The organism is Rhodobacteraceae bacterium D3-12 (genome assembly GCA_025916135.1).
Lineage (GTDB): Bacteria > Pseudomonadota > Alphaproteobacteria > Rhodobacterales > Rhodobacteraceae > JAKGBX01.
Map to the genome: position 1 here is coordinate 1563953 of CP104793.1, position 18229 is coordinate 1582181.

The following is an 18229-nucleotide window of genomic DNA, read 5'->3' on the forward strand; positions in this document are numbered from 1 at the left end:
CGCCGTGCTGTGAGAGGCTAGATCCCTAGCCGGTCCCGCGTGGCATACCATGTCATGGCGAGCGCCAGAAGCGGCGTGCGCAGGGACGGGCCACCGGGGAAAGGTCGCGTTGGGATGCGGGCCATTGTGTCAAACCCAGACGCGTCGCCCTCAATCGCTTTGGCCATGAGCATGCCCGCATGGGTGGCGGTGCCGACGCCATGTCCGGAATAGCCCGAAGCGGACAGAATATTCTTGCCCACGCGCGCGAGGTAAGGCAGGCGGCGCAGGGTAATCGCGAGGGTGCCGCCCCATGTGTAGTCAAAGCCTATGTCTTTGAGATGCGGGAAGATTTCCACCATCGGCTTGCGCACGGTGCGGTCGATATCGGGAAAGCGGTAGCCATAGCTTTCGCCGCCACCAAAGAGCAGGCGCTTGTCGGCGGAGAGCCGGAAGTAGTTGACCACGAATTTGCTGTCCGCAACGGCAATATCCTGCGTGAGAACGCGTGCGGCATCTTCGCCGAGGGGTTCTGTGGCGGCGATAAAGTTGTTGATCGGCATAACGCGCGCCGCGACCTTGCGGTTGAGCCCACCGAGATAGCCGTTGGCAGCAAGGATCACATGCGTTGCGTGAAGTTGCCCGGCGTCGGTGCGGATCACGTGGGGCGCACCTTCGTCAATAGTATGCACGTGGCTGCGTTCGTAGATTTTGACGCCTGCTTTGACGGCGGCGGTGGCGAGGCCGAGCGCGTAGTTCAGCGGATGCAAATGGCCCGCGCCCATGTCGAGCGTGCCCCCTTGATAGCGCGGCGAGGGGCAGATCGCCTGCATTTGTGCGGCGTCAAGTGGGGCGATTTGATCATATTTGTAAGCGGTTTGAAGGTGTTCGCCATAGCGGTGCTCATGGGCCGCCTCGCTTTTGGAGAAACAGGCATGGGCCACGCCGGGCTTGAGGGCGCAATCGATATTGTGCCGCGCAATCAATGACTTGACGAGGTCTTTGGCCTCTTCTGCGAGGGTCCAGAGGTGGCGGGCATCATCAAGGCCCATCAGGCGCTCAATCTCGGTTTGCTCCTGTCGCTGACCGCTGCCGAGTTGACCGCCGTTGCGACCAGACGCACCGAAACCGACGCGATGCGCGTCGAGCAAGGTCACATCAAAGCCCGCTTCGGCCAGATGGAGCGCGGCGGAGAGGCCGGTAAAGCCGCCGCCGATCACCGCGACATCGGTGCGTTCCTTGCCCTTGAGTATGGGGTGAGACGGGGCGTCATGCGCCGTCGCCGCATACCAGCTGGGCGCGTGTTGGCCGCGTTTATCGTTTGAAAACAGAAGGTTCATACGTTTAACAGAAGGTGTTCGCGCTCCCACGGGCTGATCACGTGGAGGAACTCTTCGTATTCGGTGCGCTTGACGATGGAGTAAACGCGGGCAAAGTCGGGGCCGATGACCTCATGGAAGGCTTTGGCGGCATCAAACAGGTCGAGGGCGGCGCCCATTTCGCGGGGCACGTCCTCTTCGCCTTCATAGGCGTCGCCTTTGTATTGTTTGTCGGGGCGCAGCTCTTCCTTGAGGCCGAGATAGCCGCAGGCGAGGCTGGCGGCGATGCCGAGGTAGGGGTTGCAGTCCATGCCCGCCAGACGGTTTTCGACACGGCGAGAGTTAGGCCCGGAGAGAGGCACGCGAATGCCCGTTGTGCGGTTGTCACGCCCCCATTCGAGATTGATCGGCGCGGCGTTGTCGCGCACGTAACGGCGATAGGAATTCACATACGGCGCAATCATCGCAATGGCCGAGGACATGTGGTTTTGCAGCCCGGCGATAAAGTGAAAAAATGCATCAGTTTCACCACCTTGCGGGCCGGAGAAGATGTTTTGCCCGGTCTCGGTGTCGAGCACGGAATGGTGCACATGCATCGCGGATCCCGGCTCTTCGGCGATGGGTTTGGCCATGAAAGTTGCATAGCAATTATGGCGCAAAGCGGCTTCGCGAATGAGACGTTTGAAGTAGAAAACTTCGTCGGCCAGTTTGACCGGATCGCCATGCACGAGGTTGATTTCCAACTGGCCGGCGCCGCCCTCTTGGGTGATGCCGTCGATCTCGAATCCTTGGGCCTCGGCGAAGTCGTAGATGTCGTCGATGACGGGGCCGAATTCGTCGACGGCGGTCATGGAATAGGCTTGCCGGGCGGCGGCGGGGCGGCCGGAGCGGCCCATCATCGGTTCGATCGCCTTGGCGGGGTCGGTGTTGCGGGCGACGAGATAGAACTCCATCTCGGGCGCAACGACCGGCTCCCAACCGGCCTCACGATAGAGATTTACCACGCGTTTCAATACGTTACGGGGGGCATATTCAATCGGTTCTTCGTTGCGATCATAGGCGTCATGGATCACTTGAAGGGTCCAGTCGCCAGTCCAGGGGGCGGCGGTGGTGGTGGCCATGTCGGGCTTGAGGATCATATCACGTTCGATAAAGCCTTCCTCGCCAGCGGCTTCGCCCCAATCCCCTGTAATCGTTTGATAAAAAACGGAATCGGGGAGGTGGAAATAGTCTTGGCGTGCGAATTTCGAGGCCGGGACGGCCTTGCCGCGGGCGATGCCGGGCAGGTCGGAAATGATGCACTCAACCTCATCGAGGCGACGCCCCTCAAGGTAGTCTTTCGCCGGTTGAGGAATGCCGTCCAGCCAATTGGATTTGTTGGGTTTTTTCATGTTTGATTCTCCGCCATGCGGGCGCTGAAAAACTGGGCCATCATCGTGGCGAACGCGTGATTATCAAGGGGGGTGGTGAGGGCGGCTTGGGCTTGGTCGAGTTGGGCATCGGGCAGGGTGCCGCGGCCGCGTTTTTCGATCAAACCGCCGACAAAATCGGCCTCAAACTCGGGATGTGGTTGAATTGTAAGGATATTTTCGCCGATCACCAAGGCAGCGTTGGCGCAGAAATCGTTGGAGCCGATGACGCGCGAATCGGGGGGGAGTGTGGTGACCTGATCCTGATGCCATGCCATGAGGGTCATGGGGGTGCCGTTAATCTCATAGGTCTGGGGACCGACCGCCCAACCGCCGGAGAATTTTTCTACTTTGCCGCCAAGGGCTTGGGCGATGATTTGATGGCCAAAGCAGATGCCGACCATGGGCCGGCCAGAGGCTTGGATGTCGCGGATCAGATCTTCGAGAGGGGGATCCAAGCGTGATCCTCATAGGCGCCGTGCCGCGATCCGGTGATGAGCCATGCGTCGCAAGCCATTGCATTTGCAGGGAAAACACCATCCACCACTGCGAAGGTTTCAAAGCTGAACCCGTGGCCGGACAGCAGTTTGGCGAACATTTCATCGTAGTCGCCGCTCTCGGGGGGGAGCATGTTGGGGGCGTGGCCGGTAAGAAGGATGCCGATTTTCATTTTTTCGCTCGGTTTGATCAAATTTCGGGTGGAGGAAGCGCGCCGGGGCGGCGCGGCTCAGACCGTTTCAAGATAGGTTTTCCATTGCTCGTCAGGCGCAATCGTGGCGATCTGTTCTATTTCCTGCCGCTTGGTATAGCACATGTTGCGGATCAGGTCTTGGGGCAAGAGGCGGGCAATAAAGGCGCTGTTTTCAAACGCATCGACAGCGGCGGCCCAATCGGGGGCGAGCTGGGGCAGGTCGAGGGCATAGGCGTTGCCGGTGATCGGTTCCGGCGGTTCTTGGGCGTCTTCGATCCCGGCGAGAGCCGCGCCGAGAATGACCGCGAGCGTGAGGTATGGGTTGTTGTCGCCCCCCGACACGCGATGTTCGATACGGCGCGCAACGGGCGCGCCACCGGGGACGCGAACGGCGGCGGTGCGGTTGTCATAGGCCCAGCAAATGCCGGTGGGGGCATGCGCCTCGGGGACCATCCGCTCGTAGGAGTTTGCGTGCGGCGCAAAGAGCAGCGTGGAGGGGTGCAGCCCCTTGAGACAGCCCGCAATCGCGTGGCGCAAGGTGTCGGTGCCGCGCGCGGTGCCATCGTTGAAGATATTGTTGCCATCCGCATCAAGCACCGAGAAATGCACATGCATGCCGCTGCCGGAATCTTGGGCGAAGGGTTTGGCCATGAAGGTGGCGGCGAAATCGTGACGCCGCGCGAGCCCCTTGACCAACGCTTTGAAAAGCCACGCGTTATCGGCGGCTTCCATGGCGTCGCAATGGGTCAGGTCGATTTCGAACTGGCCAAGGCCTGCTTCGGAGATCGCGCTTTGAGCGGGGATGCCCATTTCGGCGCAGCCATCGTAGAGATCGGTGAAGAACTCATCAAAGGCGTCGAGCTGGCGCAAGGAGAGGATTGCCTGTCCGTGCAAGGGACGCCCGGACAGCGGGTTGATCGGCGGGGCCGGGGATTGGCCGCTGTCATCAACAAGGTAGAATTCCATCTCGGCGGCGGCTTTTACGGTGAGACCACGGTCGGCATAGCGTTTCAAAACGGCGGCGAGCGCATGGCGCGGGTCGCCTTCAAAGGGGCGGCCATCGTCGTGAAACATCCACATGGGTTGCAGCGCCGAGGCATTTTTGAGCCACGGCATCGGCATCGCGGCGCGTTCGGTGGGCCGCAGGGTGGCGTCGGCGTCGCCGGTGGCAAAGACCAGCGGGCTGTTGTCGATGTCGGCGCCCCAGATATCGACGTTGAGCACCGAATAGGGCATGCGCACCGCGCCTGTATCAAGCTTGGAGAAGCTGGAGATTGGCAGGCGTTTGCCGCGCATCTGTCCGTTGAGATCACAGGCGACAGCGCGGAAGGTATGTAAATGTGAATGGTCCATGACGGGCTCTGTGGTTCGGAAATTTGATCAAATTATCAGGGTCGGCTGTCCGAATGTCCAGTCTTTTCGCAGGTCTAAAGGTTAATAGCGCTGTTGGTGCCTAAAAGATGGGGGTGACTCCCGGCTGACATCCGGCTGACTCCCGGCTGCCGGGGGCGCGGGAATGGTTAGCGCGCCGTTAAGGTTTACGGGGCGTTCGGTGGGGGGCGGGAGGCAGGGCATGGGGAGCGGCCCCGGGTTAGCGGGTGAGGGTGAGCGCCCCGTTGGTGATTTCGATCTTGGAGTAGCGTTGCAGATAGCTCATCCCCAAGAGCGACCCGTCCATCGCGCCTTCGTTGACGAAGGCGCGCAGGCGGCGGTCTTCGATCCCTCCGACTGCGAAGCTGTCGAGGCGGATCGGGGCGGTGCGGACCTCGCCATTGGCGGTATAGGCGCGGCCGATATAGGCGAGGTTTTCGGTGTCGATCCCGGCGGAGCGGGCGTCTGCCGCGCTAAGCACGATTTCGGAGGCGCCGGTATCGACGGTGAAGGTGATGGGCGTGCCGTTAACCTCGGCTGTGAGGTAGTAGTGACCATCGCGGGCGCGGGGCAATTCGATGCGCCCTTCGGTGGCAAAGACCGATTGCTGTGCCGTGCTTTGGCCGACCTCGCTCCAGAGACCATAAAGCCCGAGCGCGCCGGTCGCGACGAGCGCCCATGTCAGCGCGGTTTGCGCCAACTGGCCGAGCCGGTCGCGTTTTTGACCCAGCAGCCACGCAAAGGCGGCGCAGGCGAGCAAAAGGGGAAAGGCGAGTTGGCTGAGATCTTGATCCATGCTCAAGATATAGGGTGCGACGCCTTAGCCCGCAAACCCGAAAGCGGTGAGCCCGTCGAGGATGAACTGCACCGCGAGGGCGGCGAGCAGCATGCCGAGCAGGCGGGTGGCGATGTTGATGCCGGTTTTGCCCATCATGCGTTCAAGCAGGCCGGAGGCAAGGAAGAAGGCAAACACCATCAGGATCACGGCGAAGGCAACGCCGATCACCGCCGCAAGGCCGAGCCATTCGTTTTGTTGCGAGGCGAGCAGGATCACCGTGGCGATGGAGCCGGGGCCGGCGATCAGCGGCAGGGCAAGGGGGAAGACGGAAGGGTCGGGGCGGTCGTCTTCGGCCTGCCCCTCGCGGCGGGGGGCGCGGCGTTCAAACAGCATGTCGAGCGCGGTGAGGAACAACAGCGCCCCACCGGCGACGCGGAAGGCGGGCATGGAGATGCCGATAAAGCCGAGCACCGCCTCGCCAAAAATCGCAAACATGGCGAGCAGAACGAAGGCAACGAGGCAGGCGCGAAAGCCGATGGCGCGGCGTTGCTGGGCGTTCATCCCTTGGGTGAGGGTGACGAAAAGAGGGGTCAGCCCGACCGGGTCGATCACCACGAAGAGGGCGACGAAAGAGGTGATGAGGAAGGCAGATTCGATCATGCCTCGGCTTTCTCCAGCTTTTCGAGCGCCCCCATCCAGAGGGCTTCTGCGCGGGTCAGGGCCTCGCGCAGTTCGGCGTATTTCTTTTGCCAGACGGCGGCTTCGTTGGCGTCGTCATAAAGCGCGGGGTCGGCGAGTTTCTTGGCCAGTTTATCGCCCATCGTGTTGAGTTTATCAACGCGCTCTTCGCATTTTCGCACCTCGGCGCGCAGGGCGAGGAGGGTATCGCGGGAGGCGCGTTTGGCTTTGGCGGCTGGCTTGGCTTTGGCCTTGTCTTTGTCCTTGGGGCTGGGTTTGTCACGCGACAAAAGCAGGGCGCGGTAGCTTTCGAGATCGCCCTCATAGGGGGCGACGCCGCCGTTTTTGACCAGCCAGAGCCGGTCGGCGACCAGCGACAGCAGGTGCATGTCGTGAGAGACAAGGATGACCGCGCCGGTATAGGCGGTGAGCGCCTCGACCAGAGCCTCGCGGGATTCGATGTCGAGGTGGTTGGTCGGTTCATCGAGGATCAAGAGGTGCGGCGCGTCGATGGTGGCGAGCATCAGCGAGAGGCGGGCCTTTTGGCCGCCGGAGAGGGCGCTGACCAGCGTGTCGGCCTGCTCGGCGCCGATGCCGAAGGTGCCAAGGCGCGCCCGCAGGCGCGGCGGCGTTTCGGTGGGGCGCAGACGGCGGATGTGGTCGAGCGGGGTTTCATCGGTGTGAAGCTCGTCCACCTGATGCTGGGCAAAGAAGCCGACGCGCAGTTTGGAAGAGGTGGTCATGCGCCCGTCGATCAGATTAAGTCTGCCGGATAACAGTTTGGAAAGAGTGGATTTTCCTTCGCCGTTGCGACCAAGGAGCGCGATGCGGTCGTCTTGGTCAATGCGCAGGTCGAGGCGGTTCAACACCGGTTCACCATCATAGCCGACAGAGCCGTTTTCGACCCGGATGATGGGCGGGGAAAGCTCTTCGGGCGAGGGGAAGGTGAAGGCGCGCAGGGCGGCCTCTTGCGGGGTGGTGATCGGCTTGAGTTTGGCGATCATCTTGAGGCGGGACTGGGCCTGCACCGCTTTTGAGGCCTTGGCGCGGAAGCGGTCGACGAAGCTTTGCAAATGGGCGCGGCGGGCGTCTTGTTTCTTGGCCTCGGATTGGGCGACCAAGAGGCGGGCGGCGCGGGTTTCGGCGAATTTGTCGTAATTGCCCTGATAGAGCGTCAGCTTGCGGTCTTCGAGGTGCAGGATCGCGCCGACGGCGCGGTTCAGGAGGCCGCGGTCGTGGCTGACGATCAGCACGGTGTGGGGATATTTCGCAAGGTAGCTTTCGAGCCACAACGCGCCTTCGAGGTCGAGATAGTTGGTCGGTTCGTCAAGCAGCAAAAGATCGGGTGCGGAGAACAGCACCGCCGCCAGCGCCACGCGCATCCGCCAGCCGCCGGAAAAGGCGGAGCAGGGCATCAGCATTTCTTCGGCGGTAAAGCCAAGGCCGCGCAGGATGGAGGAGGCGCGGGCCTCGGCGCCCCAAGCGTCGATGTCGGCAAGGCGGGTCTGAACCTCGGCGATGCGGTCGGGGTCGGTCGGCTCTTCTGCCATGAGGGCGGCGCGTTCGGTATCGGCGGCAAGCACCGTATCAACGAGCGAGACCTCATTGCCTGGCACCTCTTGGGCGACGCCGCCAATGCGGGCGCGGGAGGGCAGCGAGATCGTGCCGCTTTCCAGCGCGAGTTCCTGCCGGATGAGGCGGAACAGCGTGGTTTTGCCGGTGCCATTACGCCCGACGACGCCGACCTTGTGGCCGGTTGGAATATTGGCTGAGGCGTGCTCGATCAAGAGCCGCCCTGCCACCGAATAGGATATATCATCAAGCCTGAGCATGAGGGGCGGAGTGCCAGAGGGGGCGGGGGGTGTCAATTGGGGCTGATGGGGGACAGGAGGATCGGTTGCGGGCTTGTGCATAATTGCGGCCCGTTGGGCTGGCGCGTGCGGGGGTAATGCGGGGGCAATGCAGGGGGGCAATGCCGGGGGAGTATCTGAAAGCCGCGCTGCGCCGTAACGTCCAGACTTGTTCATCCGTCTGTTGCAGGATACCGATAGACCGTTAGCATGATAACGGATTTCCCGATGGCCCCCGCCCGCACGCCGCCGCACATCACCACGCTGATTCTTTTGACAGCGGTGAGTGTGCTGACGCTGAATATGTTTCTGCCGTCGATGGAGCGCATGGCGCGCGATTTCGAGGTTGATTACGCTCTGATCTCGGTTGCGTTGGGCGGGTTTCTGGCGGTTTCGGCGGTTTTACAGCTTTTCCTAGGGCCAATCAGCGACCGGATCGGGCGACGCCCGGTGATGTTGGGCGGGCTGATGGTGTATACGCTGGCCTCGGTCGGATGTGCGCTGTCGACCGACATTTACGTGTTTCTGGCGTTTCGGATGCTGCAATGCGGGGTCAGCGCGGGGATGGTTTTGAGCCGGGCCATTGTGCGCGACACCTCGCCCCCCGAAGAGGCGGCGCGGCGGTTGGCGGTGATGGGCACGGCGTTTGCGCTGGCGCCTTTGCTGGCACCGGTTGTTGGCGGTTTGCTGGATGAGGCGCTTGGCTGGCGCTCGATTTTCTGGGTGTTTGCGGCGTTGGGTCTTGGGCTGACCATTGTGACGTGGGCGGACCTTGGCGAGACGAACCTGACCCCATCGACGAGCTATCTGGCGCAGTTTCGCGCCTATCCCGACCTTGTGAAATCAGGGCTGTTTTGGGCGTATTGCGTGCTTTTGGTGTGTTCCATCGGCGGGTTTTACGTGTTTTTGGGCGGCGCGCCACAGGTGGGGGCGACGATGTTCGGGCTGACGCCTGGCTGGCTTGGGGTTGGGATGGGATCAACCAGTGGCGGGTTCTTGTTGGGCAATGTTTTCAACCGGGTGATGTCAAAGCGGTTGGGCATGATGCGGATGATGGTTTACGGGCGCGTCGTGGCGTTGGTGGGGCCATTGTTGGCGATGGCGGTGTTTGCGTTTGGCGGTGGCAATGCGGTGGTGTTGTTTGGCGGCGCGTTGTTCATCGGCTTTGGCAATGGCATGACCTTGCCGGGCGCGAATGCCGGGGTGATGTCGGTCGCACCACGCCTTGCGGGGAGCGCATCGGGCTTGGCGGGGGCGTTGACCCTGGCGGGCGGGGCGGCGTCGTCAACATTGATTGGCGCGCTCGTTTCAGGCCCGTATGGGTCGTATATATTGCTGGGCGCGCTGGCAATGATGAGCGGGATCGGTCTTTGCGCGGCGATTGTCGTGGGGCGGTTGGAGGCGGCGCGGGGGGCGCTCTGAAAGAGCCGCTTTTCAAAGCCGTTGGCGCGTGGTAGCAGGGCGCAAATTCTGGACCCAACCAACGCATAGGAGCCTTTAGACATGGCACTTGAACGCACTTTCAGCATTGTTAAACCCGACGCCACCAAACGCAACCTGACCGGCAAGATCGTTGCCAAATTCGAAGAAGGCGGGCTTCGGGTTGTGGCGCAGAAGCGTATCCAACTGACGCTGGCGCAGGCGCAGCAGTTTTACGGTGTTCACAAAGAGCGCCCGTTCTTTGACGAACTTTGCGAATTCATGATTTCCGAGCCGATTGTTGTTCAGGTTCTGGAAGGCGAGAACGCCATCGCGCGCAACCGCGAGATCATGGGCGCAACCAACCCGGCGGACGCCGCAGAGGGCACCATCCGCAAGGAATTCGCGCTGTCGATCGGCGAAAACTCGGTTCACGGTTCGGACGCACCGGAAACGGCCAAGGAAGAGATCGCATATTTCTTCTCGGGTCTTGAGCTGGTCGGCTAAGCCGGTTTCTCGATCACACCGATGGCATTCAGGGCCGCTTCGAGATCGGAGCGGCCCTTGTCATGTCTGCTGGCTTTCATGGCGTCGAAGGTTTTGCGCAGGGCGGCTTTTTCAGCGCCTTTGCAATCGTTCCATGGCCGTCCCTGTAGCCCCATGACAAGCACGTAATATCCAATGAAATGAGGGCGGTGGCCGTTTTCGAGCAGCCGCGCATAGGCCTCATCCGCGCCGAGCGCGCGCAAGCTTTCTGCGCTGGTGATACCGACGCGGGCGAAGGCGGCCTCCATTGCGGGGCCGAGGTTGCGGATGGATGAGATTGGCGTGGTCATGGCGCAAGCGTAGCGCGCTCGCGCAGATCGTACCAGTCCCGAAGCGGCGGCAATAAAGCCGGCTTAGAGGGAGGCGTAGTCCGTGATGATCGGTTTGGAACCGATGATCGGGGGGAGCCCTCTTTGCGGGGTTTAACGGGCGCGGCTTTGACGGGTTTGGGCGGTTGTGCCTTGGCCATTGGTCTGCTCCTTCACACTCAACATCTTTTGCGCTCTTTTTGGGGACCTCTTGGGTCGGGCGGCGCGATGGATACTCGATAAGACAGCAGGATTTGCGCGAAATCGGGTGAGGAGGGGGCGAGAATGTGGCGGAAATGGGGCAGAGGGGGTGGCGTGGCTTATTGGTCACGGGCGGGGCGCGCGACAGGCGTGGGGTGCGGGGTGCAGATTTTCTTGGCCAAGTGGCGAACGGGTGCTTGACCCGCCTCGTGGCCTTGCCTAAATACGGGCGCATCGCGTCGGGCATTGCCCGGCATGCGGCAGTGAGCGGTTGTAGCTCAGATGGTTAGAGTACCGGCCTGTCACGCCGGGGGTCGCGGGTTCGAGCCCCGTCAACCGCGCCACCGCTGCCCGAGATAAAAGCGCCCACCGGCAACGGGGGCGCTTTTTTCGTTGTGGGGCTGTGGGGGGGACCGGCGCAGTTTTATGTTGTGTTCGCCGCGCTGAGCCGCATTGTTGGGCTTATCCACATTGAGGAGGCCGCGAACATGACGGCGAACATGACGGCGCGAAAGCTCTACCTTGGGCCGCTGACGGACAGTCGGCGATGGGATAAAGTGAAAATCCGGCCCGATGATGTGATCGTCGTGACCCCGCCGAAAAGCGGCACCACATGGATGCAGACGATTGTTGCGCTGTTGCTGACCGGTGATCCGTGGGTCGCGCCGGACTTGTCGATTGAGATGCCATGGGTCGATATTCGCATGCGCGATATGGACGAGGTGGGCGACCGGTTGGAGGCGATGCACCATCGCCGGTCGATGAAAAGTCACACGCCGCTGGACGGATTGCCGGTGGGGGGTCGGGCGCAGTATCTGTGCGTGATGCGTCATCCGCTGGATATTCACATCTCGTTTCGCAACCATGTGCGCAACATTCCGATGGGGTGGTTTGATGCGTGGTATCCCGAGGATGACACCGATGGGATTGCGTTCCGCCGGTTTCTGGATGGTGGACCCGAGGGGTTTGACGGCGATTTCGCCCCGCTGGCGCATATCCTGCGCCATTACAAAGCCGCCAAGGCGCAGAGCGACCGGCGCAACGTGTCGCTGTTTCATTACGCGGATATGAAGCGCGATTTGCCGGGCACGTTTGCGCGGGTGGCCGAGCTGTTGGGCGTGTCGCATTCCGCGGCGGTGATGGAGGATCTGATCGCGGCGGCAACTTTTGACAACATGAAAGAGAATGCCGAGCGGTTTTGCCCGTCGGGAGGCAAGGGGTTTTTCAAATCCGACGCGGGGTTCTTTCACGGCGGCAAAAACGGCAGTTGGCGCGCGATTTTGAGCGATGAGGAGGTGGCGGCCTATGACGCGGTGATGGCGGAGGCCTTGCCCACAGAGGCGCGTGAATGGCTGGAAAACGGGGCTTTGGGCGGGGCAGGCGGGTGAAAGCGCGGTGCGAATTTGGATTGCGTGCATTTCCCCCGTATTTCGCGACTTTTCCCCATTGACGCCACGCGATGGCTGCACTATCCAGCCCCTCACGCGCGGTTGTAGCTCAGCTGGTTAGAGTACCGGCCTGTCACGCCGGGGGTCGCGGGTTCGAGCCCCGTCAACCGCGCCACTTTCCCTTATATGTTTGCAGTATCAGGTTCGCTTGGGGCCGGAGTTTGTGGCCGGGGTGCGGTTTGTGTCGTGGGACGTGCTGTTGGCGCAGGCAAGCGCGTCAGGCACGCGCCTTAGACACGCCCGTCAGACACGCTCGTTAACTAGGCGCGTAGTCATAGCCAAGCGCCGCTTCGGCGTCGAGATCTAGCATTTGCATCATATAGGCGTGGTCATCGGCAGAAAGCTCGGACGGGGTTTCGACCGGCACTGAACGGTTGAAGCGATTGCCGAGGCGGTTTGTCACCGGCTTGATCCGCAACCCGTTGAGCGGCAGATCAAGGGTTTCAATCATCCAGGCGGCAAAGCCGACTTGATCGAGCTGCACCAATTCCGCCTTGACGATCAATACGTTACAATCGCGGTTGAGCATGCCGAGATGCCCGGCCATTTTCACATTGCGCAGATCGAACAGGTTGGCAAAGCGTTTCCCGGTGATCGGGTGGCGATCATATTGCAGCTCGGCTCCGGCGATGATCGGGGCGAATTCGGGGTGGATTTCCTCAAAATCACTGGGGCGGTCGACGATGCCGCGCCATTCGGCACGGATGAAATCGGAGAATTCAAGCGCCTGAAGATCGGGGTGGGCGTGCCACGGGCGCTTGTGCATCGACAGCGCCCAATTGACGGCATTGCGAACCACAATGATGGTCAGCACCTGATCCGGGATCGCCACCATATGGGGGGCCGTGTTTCCACCCCAGCCCTTCAGAGCGGTAGATATCGACGTTTTTCTCGATCACCTTGCGCACCATATTGGTGGCGCTGGCGCGTTCGCCGAGCACCTGAAACTGGGTCAGGGGGGCGTCGTTGGCGCGGTGGAAATACCAGCCCTGCGCGGCCATTGCGTCTGAGAATGCCTGATCGGTCATAACACTGCCTTTTGTTGTGGAAGCATTGTGCCCCGAAACACAGGCGCGACAAAAGCCGTTTTTTGGATGTCAGGGCGGTGCAAACCCGTTAAGTTGGCGCGAAAGCCCCGGGGGAATGCGGGGCGGCACGGGCAAGACAAAGGGCAGGGCACGCGATGCAGTCAAAAGTAGCGGCGGTCACCATGGTGCGCGACGATTTGTTTTTCCTGCGCGCATGGTTGCACCACTATGGCGAGGTGCTGGGCCGCGAGAATTGTTACATCGTCAACCACGGGCGCGGCGAGGCGGTGGCCGACCTTGCCACGGGGTGCAATATCATCGGCATTCCGGGCGATCCGCACAAGAATTTCGACATGAAACGCTGGCGGTTTTTGAACAACGTGGTGATGGGGCTTAGGTCGTATTATGACCATGTGGTTGTCGGCGATGTGGATGAATTGGTGGTGGTTGATCCGGCCAGCGGCAAGAGCCTGCTGGAGTATCTCTGGGACGCGCCGATCCGGCGGGTTTTGACGCCGCTGGGATTGGAAGTGATCCACCGGATTGATGTGGAGCCGGAGGCGGTGGAGGGCCGGATTTTGGGGCCACGGCGGCATGTGCGGCTGGCGCCGCATTATTCCAAGCCCTGCGTCGTATCGGTGGGCACCAAGATCGCGCGGGGCGGGCATTACACGCAATATGGCAAGCTGTTTGCGCCGGATGATTTATACCTGTTTCATCTGAAATTCTGTGATTTCCCCGAATATGTGGCGGCGATGAACCGGCGCAATGCAGTGACCCAAGAGATCGGCGGCGGGGTCAAGGAAACCGCCATCGGGCGCCATTGGTTTGCCGAGGCACGGGGCGAGGACCGCGCCGAGTTCGAGGCATTTGCCGAGCTGGATTTCATCGAAGGCTTTGACATGGAGCCTTACCGCGCGCGGATGCGCGACACGTTCGGCAAGCGCGGCGACACCGGGTTTTTCGAGTTCGACCGGCCGGAATACGGCTTGCAATTCGAGCTGCCCGAACGGTTTTACGGTGTGTTCTGAGGGGGGCGGTTTTTCGTGACGAAAAACAGGCCGAAATCCGTGACGGATTTCGGTTGCGCTAGTTCTGACGGACCGGGGCAGGGGCGAGCGGTGTGACCGCGATGTCGGGGGCAAAGCCGAGCTGTCGGGTGAGCGGCGGGCTGTCGAGCGAGAGGTGCAGCATGGCCGCGCCAAGAAAGCCCAATGCGCCGAAGGTGGCGAGCGTGATGAAGAGCGTTTTCATGTGTCTGTCCCTTGCGTGATCGGTTGAGCCGATTTGGGGGACAGGGGCCGTGCAAAACAATAACAGCCCGCGCGTGGCGGGCTGTTATTCGATATCAGGATGCGTAAGGCGCTGATTTACATTGGTTAATCAGGCGAGCATCAGCATCGGATTTTCAAGGTTATCGACGATGGATTGCAACAGTCGCGCGCCCAATGCGCCGTCGATGACGCGGTGATCGACGCTGAGCGTGACGGACATGACCGTGGCAATCGCCAATTCGCCGTCTTCGCCGACGATCGGTTTTTTCACGCCTGCGCCAACGGCGAGGATTGCGCCGTGGGGCGGGTTGATGACCGCGTCGAAATTGTCGATGCCGAACATGCCCAAGTTGGAGATCGCGAAGCTGCCGCCTTGGTATTCATGCGGCGCGAGTTTGCGGTCGCGCGCACGGGTGGCGAGGTCTTTCATCTCGGCGGAGAGGGCCGAGAGGGACTTCATCTCGGCGTCTTTCAGAACCGGTGTGAACAGCCCGCCGTCGATGGCGACGGCCACGGCCACATCCGAGGGTTTGAGTTTGAACATCCGGTCGCCGGCCCAGACGGCGTTGGCGTCTGGCACCTCTTGCAGGGCCAGCGCGGAGGCCTTGATGATGAAGTCATTGACCGAGAGTTTCACGCCGCGCGACTCGAGCTGTTTGTTGAGCTGCGAGCGGAATTTCAGCAGCGCGTCGAGCTTGATGTCGCGGCGCAGGTAGAAATGCGGGATGGTTTGCTTGGCTTCGGTCAGGCGAGCGGCGATGGTTTTGCGCATGCCGTCGAGGGGGATTTCTTCGTACTCGCGGTCGCCATACATCTTGGCCACGGCATCGGCGCTGGCCGATTGGGGCGCGGCGGCGGGGGCCAGTCCTGTGGGCGCGGTGGATTTGGCGGGCGCCGGAGCGTCGCTTGCTTTGGCGCTTTCCACGTCGGCTTTGACGATGCGGCCTTTGGGGCCGGAGCCGGTGATCTGGCTCAGGTCGAGGCCCTTGTCGGCGGCGATGCGGCGTGCCAGTGGCGAGGCGAAGATGCGCGTGCCATCGGCGGATTTCGGGGCTGCGGGGGCTGGCGTGTCGGATTTGGCGGGGGCCGGTGCGGCCTCGGCTGTTTCCTCGTCGTCAGAGGCGCTGTTACTGGCGGGGGCAGCGGCGGGGCTGCTTGTCTCGCCAATGTCATCAGCGCTTTCGCCGTCTTCGAGCAGAACGGCGATGACGGTGTTGACCTTGACGTTCTCAGAGCCTTCGGAAACGAGGATCTTGCCGATCACCCCTTCGTCGACCGCTTCGAATTCCATCGTGGCCTTGTCGGTTTCGATCTCGGCCAGAAGGTCGCCGGATTGCACTGTGTCGCCTTCCTTGACCAACCATTTGGCGAGGGTGCCTTCCTCCATCGTGGGGGAGAGGGCGGGCATGAGGATTTCTGTGGGCATGGCCTTGGTCTCCTTAGCGATAGGTCACTTGTTTCACGGCGGCGATAACCTCGTCCGTGGTGACAAGCGCGTGTTTTTCGAGGTTGGCGGCATAGGGCATTGGCACGTCCGCCACAGCAGTTGATCACCGGCGCGTCGAGGTAGTCAAACGCGCGTTCCATGATCGTGGCCGAGAGGTGGTTGCCGATGGAGGCGACGGGCCAGCCCTCTTCGACGGTGACGCAGCGGTTGGTTTTCATCACGCTGGCGAGCACCGTGTCGTAATCGAGCGGGCGCAGGGTGCGCAGGTCGATGACCTCGGCCGAGATGCCGTCTTCGGCGAGCTTGTCGGCGGCTTCGAGCGCGTATTGCATGCCGATGCCGAAGCTGACGATGGTGACGTCTGAGCCCTCGCGCCAGATGCGGGCCTTGCCGAAGGGCACGGTGAAATCATCCATCACAGGCACGTCGAAGGAACGGCCATAGAGGATTTCGTTTTCAAGGAAAATCACCGGGTTCGGGTCACGGATGGCGGTTTTCATCAGGCCCTTATAGTCGGAGGCCGAATAGGGCATGACCACCTTGAGGCCGGGCACCTGCGCATACCACGCGGCGTAGTCTTGGGAGTGCTGCGCACCGACGCGGGCGGCGGCACCGTTGGGGCCGCGGAACACCATGGGCGCGCCCATCTGGCCGCCGGACATATAGAGCGTCTTGGCGGCGGAGTTGATGATCTGGTCAATCGCCTGCATGGCGAAGTTGAAGGTCATAAACTCGACAATCGGCTTCAACCCGCCAAAGGCCGCGCCGACGCCGATCCCGGCAAATCCGTGTTCGGTGATCGGCGTGTCGATCACGCGTTTGGGGCCGAATTCATCGAGCATCCCTTGGCTGATCTTGTAGGCGCCTTGGTATTCGGCGACTTCCTCGCCCATGATAAAGACGGTGTCGTCGCGGCGCATTTCCTCGGACATGCCATCGCGCAGGGCCTCGCGGACGGTTTGCTGTTTGACCTCGGTGCCTTCGGGCCAGTCGGGTTCGACCGGCTTGGATTCGATCTTGGCGGGAGCGGCGGGGGCCGATGAGGCCGGGGCAGCATCCGCCGCAGGCGCGGGGGCCGAGGCGGGGGCTGCACCGCTGCTGGCGCTGTCGATCGCGGAGGCGTCTTCGCCCTCTTCCAGAAGGATGGCGATGGCGGTGTTCACCTTGACGTTTTCACTGCCTTCTTCGATGAGGATTTTGCCGATGACGCCTTCGTCAACGGCTTCGAATTCCATCGTGGCCTTGTCGGTTTCGATCTCGGCCATGATGTCACCAGAGGCGACGGTGTCACCTTCTTTGACCAGCCATTTGGCGAGCGTGCCTTCTTCCATTGTGGGCGAGAGGGCGGGCATGAGAATTTCGGTTGCCATGGATCAAGCCTCCTGCGGAATTTCGGTTGCGTAAATGTCGGTCCAAAGCACATCAAGATGCGGCTCGGGGCTTTCTTTGGCGAACTCGGCGCTGTCGTTGACGACGCTTTTGATCTCTTTGTCGATCGCCTTGAGGTCGTCTTCGGTGGCGTGTTTGCCGGCCAGAAGCATCTCGCGGACATGTTCGATACAGTCGGATTTCTCGCGGATTTTCTGCACCTCTTCGCGGGTGCGGTATTTGGCCGGGTCCGACATCGAGTGGCCGCGATAGCGGTAGGTCATGACTTCGAGGATGTAGGGGCCTTTGCCGGCGCGGCAATGCGCCACCGCCTTTTCGCCCGCCGCCTTGACCGCCAGCACATCCATGCCGTCAACCGCTTCGCCGGGGATGCCAAAGGCAATGCCGCGGGTGTGGATGTCGGGCGAGGAGGTGGAGCGCTGTTGCGAGGTGCCCATGGCGTATTTGTTGTTCTCGATCACAAAGATCACCGGCAGATCCCAAAGCGCGGCCATGTTGAAGGTTTCATAAACCTGGCCCTGATTGGCAGCGCCATCGCCGAAATAGGTGAAGGTCACGCGCTTGTTGTCGTTATACTTGTCAGCAAAGGCGAGGCCCGCGCCGAGCGGCACCTGTGCGGCGACAATGCCGTGGCCACCGTAGAAATGCTTCTCTTTGCTGAACATATGCATCGAGCCGCCTTTGCCCTTGGAATAGCCCCCCTCACGCCCGGTGAGTTCGGCCATGACGCCGTTCGGGTCCATGCCACAGGCCAGCATATGGCCGTGATCGCGGTAGGAGGTGACGCGTTTGTCGCCCTCTTCGGCGCAGGCTTCGAGGCCGACGACGACCGCTTCCTGACCGATGTAGAGGTGGCAGAACCCGCCGATCAGCCCCATGCCGTAGAGTTGTCCTGCTTTTTCTTCGAATCGCCGGATGAGCAGCATATCGCGATAATGCGCTTTGAGTTCATCACCCGAAGTATTTGATTTCTTGGTGGTTTTCTTAGCGGCCATAGTGTCGCCCCTCCCAGTCGAAGAAAGTGGTTTAACGTTAAACTATTAAATACAACATTCCGTTGCGTCATGCGAGGGGTAATTGTCAGTGGCGGGGTG

Annotated in this window: 15 protein-coding genes, 2 tRNA genes and 2 pseudogenes; 6 read left to right on the forward strand and 13 right to left on the reverse strand. The window is 61.5% G+C overall.

Annotation, left to right across the window (positions count from 1 at the left end; genetic code table 11):
• Positions 1-17 precede the first annotated feature (17 nt).
• The 7 genes and pseudogenes from N4R57_07735 to N4R57_07765 all read right to left on the reverse strand — a co-directional run bounded on the left by N4R57_07735 (position 18) and on the right by N4R57_07765 (position 8057).
• A complete protein-coding gene (locus tag N4R57_07735; GenBank protein UYV38903.1) occupies positions 18-1319 on the reverse strand; it encodes an FAD-binding oxidoreductase in 1302 nt (433 codons plus the stop codon).
• Positions 1316-2689 (reverse strand): glutamine synthetase family protein, encoded by a 1374-nt coding sequence (locus N4R57_07740; GenBank protein UYV38904.1) that lies wholly within the window; start codon positions 2687-2689, stop codon positions 1316-1318. Before N4R57_07740 ends, N4R57_07735 begins: the two co-directional genes overlap by 4 nt.
• A pseudogene (locus tag N4R57_07745) lies at positions 2686-3377 on the reverse strand (type 1 glutamine amidotransferase). The gene N4R57_07740 and the pseudogene N4R57_07745 overlap by 4 nt, the downstream one beginning before the upstream one ends.
• Before the next feature lie 57 nt (positions 3378-3434).
• Positions 3435-4751 (reverse strand): glutamine synthetase family protein, encoded by a 1317-nt coding sequence (locus N4R57_07750; GenBank protein ID UYV38905.1) that lies wholly within the window; start codon positions 4749-4751, stop codon positions 3435-3437.
• A gap of 238 nt (positions 4752-4989) precedes the next feature.
• Entirely contained in the window at positions 4990-5565 is a 576-nt protein-coding gene (locus N4R57_07755; GenBank protein UYV39532.1) for a TIGR02281 family clan AA aspartic protease, read from the reverse strand.
• 24 nt (positions 5566-5589) lie between these two features.
• Complete coding sequence (locus tag N4R57_07760) at positions 5590-6207, reverse strand: MarC family protein (GenBank protein UYV38906.1); 618 nt, start codon at positions 6205-6207, stop codon at positions 5590-5592.
• A complete protein-coding gene (locus N4R57_07765) occupies positions 6204-8057 on the reverse strand; it encodes an ATP-binding cassette domain-containing protein (protein ID UYV38907.1) in 1854 nt (617 codons plus the stop codon). Before N4R57_07765 ends, N4R57_07760 begins: the two co-directional genes overlap by 4 nt.
• 228 nt (positions 8058-8285) lie before the next feature.
• Between N4R57_07765 and N4R57_07770 the strand changes: the two genes are divergently transcribed.
• On the forward strand, positions 8286-9497 hold the full coding sequence (locus N4R57_07770; protein ID UYV38908.1) for a multidrug effflux MFS transporter: 1212 nt from the start codon (positions 8286-8288) through the stop codon (positions 9495-9497).
• A gap of 81 nt (positions 9498-9578) precedes the next feature.
• A complete protein-coding gene (gene ndk, locus N4R57_07775) occupies positions 9579-10001 on the forward strand; it encodes a nucleoside-diphosphate kinase (GenBank protein UYV38909.1) in 423 nt (140 codons plus the stop codon).
• On the opposite strand, the gene N4R57_07780 is transcribed toward ndk, so the two are convergent.
• On the reverse strand, positions 9998-10330 hold the full coding sequence (locus N4R57_07780; GenBank protein UYV38910.1) for a TfoX/Sxy family protein: 333 nt from the start codon (positions 10328-10330) through the stop codon (positions 9998-10000). The genes ndk and N4R57_07780 overlap by 4 nt on opposite strands.
• Before the next feature lie 486 nt (positions 10331-10816).
• Here N4R57_07780 and N4R57_07785 point away from each other — a divergent pair.
• The 3 genes from N4R57_07785 to N4R57_07795 all read left to right on the forward strand — a co-directional run bounded on the left by N4R57_07785 (position 10817) and on the right by N4R57_07795 (position 12112).
• Positions 10817-10893: transfer RNA gene (locus N4R57_07785), tRNA-Asp, on the forward strand.
• Between the two features lie 144 nt (positions 10894-11037).
• Positions 11038-11937, forward strand: coding sequence for a sulfotransferase domain-containing protein (locus tag N4R57_07790; GenBank protein ID UYV38911.1), 900 nt, complete (start codon positions 11038-11040; stop codon positions 11935-11937).
• A gap of 98 nt (positions 11938-12035) precedes the next feature.
• Positions 12036-12112, forward strand: a tRNA-Asp gene (locus tag N4R57_07795).
• A 141-nt stretch (positions 12113-12253) separates the two neighbouring features.
• On the opposite strand, the gene N4R57_07800 is transcribed toward N4R57_07795, so the two are convergent.
• Entirely contained in the window at positions 12254-12832 is a 579-nt protein-coding gene (locus tag N4R57_07800) for a hypothetical protein (GenBank protein UYV38912.1), read from the reverse strand.
• Between the two features lie 348 nt (positions 12833-13180).
• On the opposite strand from N4R57_07800, the gene N4R57_07805 reads away from it, so the two are divergent.
• Positions 13181-14056 (forward strand): glycosyltransferase family 2 protein, encoded by an 876-nt coding sequence (locus tag N4R57_07805; protein ID UYV38913.1) that lies wholly within the window; start codon positions 13181-13183, stop codon positions 14054-14056.
• A 58-nt stretch (positions 14057-14114) separates the two neighbouring features.
• On the opposite strand, the gene N4R57_07810 is transcribed toward N4R57_07805, so the two are convergent.
• The 4 genes and pseudogenes from N4R57_07810 to pdhA all read right to left on the reverse strand — a co-directional run bounded on the left by N4R57_07810 (position 14115) and on the right by pdhA (position 18130).
• Positions 14115-14279, reverse strand: a complete 165-nt coding sequence (locus N4R57_07810; GenBank protein ID UYV38914.1) for a hypothetical protein — start codon at positions 14277-14279, stop codon at positions 14115-14117.
• A 129-nt stretch (positions 14280-14408) separates the two neighbouring features.
• Positions 14409-15725 (reverse strand): pyruvate dehydrogenase complex dihydrolipoamide acetyltransferase, encoded by a 1317-nt coding sequence (locus N4R57_07815; protein UYV38915.1) that lies wholly within the window; start codon positions 15723-15725, stop codon positions 14409-14411.
• A gap of 13 nt (positions 15726-15738) precedes the next feature.
• Positions 15739-17116: pseudogene (locus N4R57_07820) on the reverse strand (pyruvate dehydrogenase complex E1 component subunit beta).
• Positions 17117-17119: 3 nt separating this feature from the next.
• Positions 17120-18130, reverse strand: a complete 1011-nt coding sequence (gene pdhA, locus N4R57_07825; protein UYV38916.1) for a pyruvate dehydrogenase (acetyl-transferring) E1 component subunit alpha — start codon at positions 18128-18130, stop codon at positions 17120-17122.
• Positions 18131-18229 lie beyond the last annotated feature (99 nt).

Coding starts and splice junctions, on each gene's coding strand:
- N4R57_07815 (UYV38915.1), bottom strand. CDS start 15,725: ATGCCCACAGAAATCCTCATGCCCGCCCTCTCCCCCACGATGGAGGAA.
- N4R57_07770 (UYV38908.1), top strand. CDS start 8,286: ATGATAACGGATTTCCCGATGGCCCCCGCCCGCACGCCGCCGCACATC.
- N4R57_07780 (UYV38910.1), bottom strand. CDS start 10,330: ATGACCACGCCAATCTCATCCATCCGCAACCTCGGCCCCGCAATGGAG.
- N4R57_07805 (UYV38913.1), top strand. CDS start 13,181: ATGCAGTCAAAAGTAGCGGCGGTCACCATGGTGCGCGACGATTTGTTT.
- ndk (UYV38909.1), top strand. CDS start 9,579: ATGGCACTTGAACGCACTTTCAGCATTGTTAAACCCGACGCCACCAAA.
- N4R57_07810 (UYV38914.1), bottom strand. CDS start 14,279: ATGAAAACGCTCTTCATCACGCTCGCCACCTTCGGCGCATTGGGCTTT.
- N4R57_07750 (UYV38905.1), bottom strand. CDS start 4,751: ATGGACCATTCACATTTACATACCTTCCGCGCTGTCGCCTGTGATCTC.
- N4R57_07790 (UYV38911.1), top strand. CDS start 11,038: ATGACGGCGAACATGACGGCGCGAAAGCTCTACCTTGGGCCGCTGACG.
- N4R57_07735 (UYV38903.1), bottom strand. CDS start 1,319: ATGAACCTTCTGTTTTCAAACGATAAACGCGGCCAACACGCGCCCAGC.
- N4R57_07800 (UYV38912.1), bottom strand. CDS start 12,832: ATGGTGGCGATCCCGGATCAGGTGCTGACCATCATTGTGGTTCGCAAT.
- N4R57_07740 (UYV38904.1), bottom strand. CDS start 2,689: ATGAAAAAACCCAACAAATCCAATTGGCTGGACGGCATTCCTCAACCG.
- pdhA (UYV38916.1), bottom strand. CDS start 18,130: ATGGCCGCTAAGAAAACCACCAAGAAATCAAATACTTCGGGTGATGAA.
- N4R57_07760 (UYV38906.1), bottom strand. CDS start 6,207: ATGATCGAATCTGCCTTCCTCATCACCTCTTTCGTCGCCCTCTTCGTG.
- N4R57_07755 (UYV39532.1), bottom strand. CDS start 5,565: ATGGATCAAGATCTCAGCCAACTCGCCTTTCCCCTTTTGCTCGCCTGC.
- N4R57_07765 (UYV38907.1), bottom strand. CDS start 8,057: ATGCTCAGGCTTGATGATATATCCTATTCGGTGGCAGGGCGGCTCTTG.